The organism is Streptomyces sp. NPDC002838, assembly GCF_040295365.1.
Classification (GTDB): Bacteria; Actinomycetota; Actinomycetes; order Streptomycetales; family Streptomycetaceae; genus Streptomyces.
The window spans coordinates 1-6,063 of sequence record NZ_JBEOVF010000122.1; the positions used below are offsets into that span (position 1 = coordinate 1).

Annotated in this window: 3 protein-coding genes and 1 pseudogene; 2 read left to right on the forward strand and 2 right to left on the reverse strand. The window is 68.1% G+C overall.

The genetic code is table 11. The features are described from left to right. Positions 1–117 precede the first annotated feature (117 nt). Complete coding sequence (locus ABT063_RS51555; protein WP_351069234.1) at positions 118–624, forward strand: hypothetical protein; 507 nt, start codon at positions 118–120, stop codon at positions 622–624. On the opposite strand, the pseudogene ABT063_RS51560 reads toward ABT063_RS51555, so the two are convergent. Next, positions 575–1,165 (reverse strand): annotated as a pseudogene (locus ABT063_RS51560) (response regulator); the annotation flags it as partial. The gene ABT063_RS51555 and the pseudogene ABT063_RS51560 sit on opposite strands and share 50 nt — an antisense overlap. A 59-nt stretch (positions 1,166–1,224) precedes the next feature. Continuing rightward, positions 1,225–1,944 carry a helix-turn-helix transcriptional regulator gene (locus ABT063_RS51565; protein WP_351069236.1) on the reverse strand — a complete coding sequence of 240 codons (720 nt, stop codon included), beginning with the start codon at positions 1,942–1,944 and terminating at the stop codon, positions 1,225–1,227. A 438-nt stretch (positions 1,945–2,382) separates the two neighbouring features. Here ABT063_RS51565 and ABT063_RS51570 point away from each other — a divergent pair, with 438 nt between their 5' ends. Next, a complete protein-coding gene (locus tag ABT063_RS51570; protein ID WP_351069237.1) occupies positions 2,383–5,673 on the forward strand; it encodes a S8 family serine peptidase in 3,291 nt (1,096 codons plus the stop codon). Positions 5,674–6,063 lie beyond the last annotated feature (390 nt).

The following is a 6,063-nucleotide window of genomic DNA, read 5'->3' on the forward strand; positions in this document are numbered from 1 at the left end:
GCGACAACGCCAGGCCCGCACCAGCCACTACAAACGACGCGGACACAGCCCCTGACCTGCCCACCAGTCACGGCAAGCACCGTTGCAGTACTAGTACTGACCGGAGCGGGCGCCCTGTTGGCCGCGTCCTCCTCGTCCCCGGCCCAGGCCGCCGACGCGCCGGACGAGAACCTGGTCATCAGCGGCCTGACCTTCACCCAAAACGTCAACTACGCGGTGGCCAGCGGCGCGGACCTGAGATTCGACTTCCACCAGGACACCATGAAAGCGGCCGACGCGGGTATGGAGACCCCGGCGACCCTGCCCAAGACACCCACGCCGGTGGTCAAGCCGGCACACCGCCGCGTGGAGATCGTCTCCCAGGACGGTGAGGCGCGGCTCAAGCCCTACGGTCCCTTCCAGCCGCACCCACAGCTGGCCCGGGACGAAGTGACGTCGGCCGTGCCGCTGCGTCAGGTACCGGGCAGTGGACTTGCCGCCGCCAAGGAAGCGGCACTCAGTACACGGTTCCCGCCGACCGCCTCTTGGCCGGCATGTCGTGAGGGGGCAGGGCACCCGCAGCGCGGCCGGGGGTTCACAGCCTGGGGGTCTCGGGGCGGACGAGTCCGGTCTGGTAGGCGATGACGACGAGTTGGGCGCGGTCGCGGGCGGGGAGTTTGGTCCTCGCGCGTTGGATGTGGGTGCGCACGGTCAGCACGCTGAGGACCAGTTCCCCGGCGATGTCGTCGTTGGACTTGCCTCGGGCCGCGAGTGCCGTGATCTCTCTTTCGCGGGGGGTGAGGTCGTTCAGTCGCTCTGGGGGCGCCAGGAGGGCGCCGGGGGCGGGTGCGGTGAGGAAGCGGGCGATGAGGGCACGGGTGGCTCCGGGTGACAGCAGCGCTTCGCCGGAGGCGACCGTGCGGATGCCAGCGAGCAGCGTGTCCGTGGTGACGTACTTGCCGAGGAAGCCGCTGGCGCCCTGGTGCAGGGCCTTGGTGACGTACTCGTCCGTCTCGAACATGGTGAGGATTAGCACCCGGGTGGTGGCGAGCTCGGGATCGTCGCAGACGGCGGCGGTGGCTGCCAGCCCGTCCGTGCCGGGCATGCGGATGTCCATGAGGACGACGTCGGGGCGGTGGGCGCGGGTCAGCTCCATGGCTTCCTGGCCGTTGACGGACTCGCCCAGCCGAGACTGTGTCGCGGGCCGCCAGGGAGCGGACTTGACACCGATGTGTCAACCGACCTTCAGTGGTCCACTCTCTCGCCCGCCCTGGTCGGGTGGCCGGGCGTCGGGCTGTCCGCTCGCCCGAGCCAGTACAGAACCGCCTGGGCCTGGTTGCGCACACCGATCTTGCTGTAGATGCGGCTCAGATAGTTCCTGACCGTCTTGTCGGTCAGGAACAACTGCCGGGCGACATCACGGACTTCGAGGCCGGAGGCGAGAAGGTCCATGACCTGGCTCTCTCGCTGGGACAACAGCGGACGCGATCCGGGGATGGCCTCCGACGCCGATGGTGATCTGCCCGGTTTCGCTGTCGTCGATCGTCCCTTGGCTCGAGCCTCAATCCTGATCCTTTCGACGATTTCCGGGGCGAGGATGCCGGAGCGGTGGGCGGTGCACATCAGTACCTCGTCGAGCCGACAGGAGTGCGGTCTGTCTAGCACGTAGCTGGTGACACCGTGTTCGAAGGCCAGGCAGACGTCGTCCCAGTCGAGCCGCCGTGCCAGCACCGCGGCGGGTGGCAGTTCGTCCGCCATCTCGGCCGAGAAACGAGCCAGATCCTGCGCCATTCCGACTCCGTGGAAAAGCACGACATCGTCGCTCGAGTGAATCTCGCGAGGATCTCGGACCACGTGGACGGAAACTTCGGAGAGCGGGGGACGGGGCAGGTCGTCGCGACTGACGAGCGCCACTGACAGCGTTGCCCTGCGCCACGGCGACTGGGCAGGGAAGTGATGGGACACTTCGGCTCCACTGGTGGGGGGTGTGGTCTGGGCTGCGCAGGTGACTCTCCCCAACGTACCTGAAGGGTCTACAGGTTATTCATTCGTGGGGACTTTGCCGCTGGTCGAATCCCTCCCTGATGACTCACGGCGCTGAAGTCACCTACGCCGCACCGAGCGTGTCCGGTCAATGCAGTGACTCTCGCTCGAACACGGCTCCAGGGCAGGTCGGCTGGCGGAGCGCCAAAGCGTGAGACAAGACACGGGCGCGTGACCGCAGTTGAGGATATTTGCCTCTATCCCGTTGACCGACGTGGCGAAAATCCTTGGTCAGGCCGTCTGATCACGACAGCCGGACGGCCTGGTGGAGTACGGCGACAGAACCGCGACGGTCGGCCGCCCCCCTGACGGTCACCGTCACCCCGTGGCAGACGAACCGCCCCGAGGGAAAGGAATCGCATGCCCCCCACCACCCCCCACATCTGCCCGATACCGGGTGCGAGACGCTTGACCCGCATAGCCGTGGCCGCCGGACTGGCGGCCGTACTCACCACGACCGGGCTGATTCCCCTGGCTTTCACTGCCGAGGGCCAGTCCTCTGCCGAGATCCCCAAGTTTGCGCATGCCAAGCTCGGTTCGGCGGACGCTGAGCTGCTGGCCGAGGCGGAGGCCACCGGCGAGAAAAACGTCACGATGATGATCGCCACCGCTCCGGGGAAGACCGAGCAGGTCGCCGAGGAACTGGACGCGGTCAAGGGCGGCTCCGTCGGCCGCACTTACGACAAGCTCGGCTACGTCAGGGCCACCGTACCGACCGGCAGGGCGGACGCGGCCGTCGCCGCCGCTGTCAAGCTGTCCTCGGTGCACGGCATCGACCTGCGCGACGAGATACAGCTGGAAGATCCGTTGCCTGCTGCCCACAGGGGTAATGGCGCTGCCGTGAAAGCGACTTCGGACACCTATCCCGGGCCCGGCAAGGACACCCCGGCCGAGAACCCGTACAACCCGTCCTTCGAGACGGGCGCCGTCGACTTCGTGAAGAAACACCCGAAGGCGGACGGCCGCGGTGTCACCATCGGTGTCCTCGACACCGGAGTGGACCTCGCGAGCCCGGCGCTGCAGAAGACCACCACCGGCGAGCGGAAGATCGTCGACTGGGTGACGGCCACCGACCCGATCGTCGACGGCGACGGCACCTGGCGCGCGATGACGACCGACGTGTCCGGGCCGGCCTTCACCTACGGCGGCCAGAGCTGGAAGGCCCCTTCGGGCTCGTACCGCGTCAACGTCTTCCGTGAGTCCGTCACCAAGGGCGGCAAGGTCGAGGACGGCCTGACCGACGGCGACGCGAACCGCGACGGTGACACCACGGACAGCTGGGGCGTGCTGTACGACCCGGCGGCCGGCACGGTCACCGTCGACCTGAACAACGACCACGACTTCACCGACGACGAGCCGATGAAGCCGTACAAGGACACTCATCAGGTCGGCTGGTTCGGCACCGACGACCCCGAGACCGACATCGCCGAGCGGCAGCCGTTCGTCGTGGAGGTCCGCAAGGACGTACCCATGGACCCGCTCGGCGGCGACTGGGTCGGCAAGAAGTCCGACTTCGTCAACATCGGCGTCGTCAACAAATATCACGGCACCCACGTCGCCGGTATCGCCGCGGCCAACGGCCTGTTCGGCGGCAAAATGAACGGCGCCGCGCCGGGGGCGAAGATCGTGTCCTCCCGCGCCTGCATCTTCGGGGCCGGCTGCACCAACGTCGCACTGGCCGAGGGCATGATCGACCTGGTCGTCAACCGCGGCGTCGACATCGTCAACATGTCCATCGGCGGCCTGCCCGCGCTCAACGATGGCAACAACGCACGCGCCGAGCTGTACACGCGCCTCATCGACACTTACGGCGTCCAACTCGTGATCGCCGCCGGCAACTCCGGCCCCGGCGCCAACACGATCGATGACCCGGGCCTGGCCGACAAGGTGATATCGGTCGGCGCCGGCGTCTCCAAGGAGACCTGGGCCGCCAACTATGGTTCCGAAGTGGAGAAGGAGTTTGGCCTGTTCACCTTCTCCGCCCGCGGCCCCCGCGAGGACGGCGGGTTCGCACCGACCCTGATAGCGCCCGGCTCGGCGGTCTCCTCCAGCCCGTCCTGGATGCCCGGCGCCCAGCTCTTCGAGCAGTACACGGGCTGGAACCTGCCTGCTGGCTACACCATGTACCAGGGCACGTCGATGGCGTCCCCGCAGACGGCGGGCGCGAGCGCGTTGCTGCTGTCCGCTGCCAAGCAGCAGGGCGTCGACCTCACCCCTGTGAAACTGCGCACAGCGCTCACCTCCACCGCCCGCCACGTCAAGGGACTTCAGGCGTACGAGGAGGGCGCGGGCCTGATCGACGTCCAGGCTGCCTGGAAGGAGATCCAGGAGGGAGCGAACGCACACGAGTACACCGTGAAGGCCCCGGTCGACACTGCGCTCGACCAGGCACTGAAGACGCCCGGCTTCGGTACCGGGATCTACGACCGCGAGGGCGGTCTTGAGGCCGGTCAGAAGAAGACGTACGAGGTCACCCTGACGCGTACCTCCGGCCCCGACGGCCCGGTCCCGCACACGCTGCGGCTGAAGAACAACAAGTCCCGCACCTTCTCTCTCCTCGGCTCGCAGACGGTGGCACTGCCGCTGAACCGTCCTGTGACCGTGAAGGTCCAGGCCGCGCCGGCGTCCGAGGGCATCAAGAGCGCCTGCCTGGAGATCGATGACCCGACGACAGTGGGCGTCGACGAGCAGGTTCTGACGACCGCGGTGGTCTCCACGCCGGCCGAGTACACCTACTCCGCCTCGGGATCGGTGCAGCGCAACAGCGCGAACACCTACTTCGTGACCGTTCCCGAAGGCGCCAACAGCCTGGAGGTCAGGCTCGGCGGCGTGAAGGACGGTAGCCGGACGGTGGCGAGCGCGATCCAGCCATACGGTCTGCCGGTCAAGGACGACGACCCCGCCACGCCCGATGTGGCCGCGTACCCGGACCCGCAGGCCGGTGTGTGGGAGATAGTGGTCCAGTCGTCCTACGCCTCGAAGCTGCTCGACAATCCGTACGACCTGGACGTCACCGTGTACCGCACTTCCTTCGCCCCGGAGCCCGCGACCGTACCGGAGGCCAAGGCGGGCACACCGGCCGCCGTCTCCTGGACGGCCGAAAACGAGTACGCGCCGGTGAACGGCACCGTCAAGGGCGGCCCACTCGGCTCGTCGCGGACCACACGTCCCACCATCGCCACCGGCGACACACAGACCACCACGGTCGAGGTGCCCGAGGGCACCACGTCACTGGATGTCGCCATCGGCAACCCTTCGGACAAGGCCACCGACCTGGATCTGATGGTGTACGACGCCGACGGCGACCTCGTCGCCATGGACGCGGACAGCGACGCCGAGGAGTCGGTCTCCGTGCCCCGTCCGGCCGCCGGCACCTACACGATCGAGGTGCTGGGCTTCGACGTCCCGTCCGGCTCCACCGCCTACGACTACCGCGACGTGTTCTTCTCCACCGCCCTTGGCTCGCTCACCCCGGACGATGCGGGGCCGGTGCGGCTCGGCACGGGCGCCTCGGCAGCCGTGTCCGCACACGTCACGGCCGCGGCCGCGGCACCGGAGGGCCGCGCGCTCGTCGGCGAGGTGCACTTGCTCAACGACCGAGGGACCTTCGTGGGTAAGGGCACTGTCAAGATTGGGAAGGTGACGCCGTAGAAGCGGGTGACGCCCCCGCCTCACGCCCGCCCGGCTAAGGCACCAGGCCGCCCACTGCGACTCGCGGCTGCTGTCAGCCGTCCGCGATCCTTAGCACGGCGCCAGGCGGGCGGTATGTCGGCGGCCTGCCCATGGCACCTGGCCACATGGCCAGCGATGGCCCGCCTGGTGAGGGGGCTTGCAGGCGGCCCGTCACCGGGCTCGCCATATCGTCGACACCGCAGCCGCACTCAAGGCCGGCCGCGCCGCCTGATCCGGCTCGGATCGCGCACCCGGGATACCGAACGGTCGCCTCAGAAGCTGTTGTCTTTTCGATCTTGAGGGATGCGCGTCGAACGGGAGTCCCGATCGGGTGGTCGCGGGACGCTGGGCGCATACGAACAGGGCCTC

What these genes read in the sequence shown, in the direction of transcription:
- ABT063_RS51570 (WP_351069237.1), top strand. Translation starts at nt 2,383, where the DNA reads ATGCCCCCCACCACCCCCCACATCTGCCCGATACCGGGTGCGAGACGC.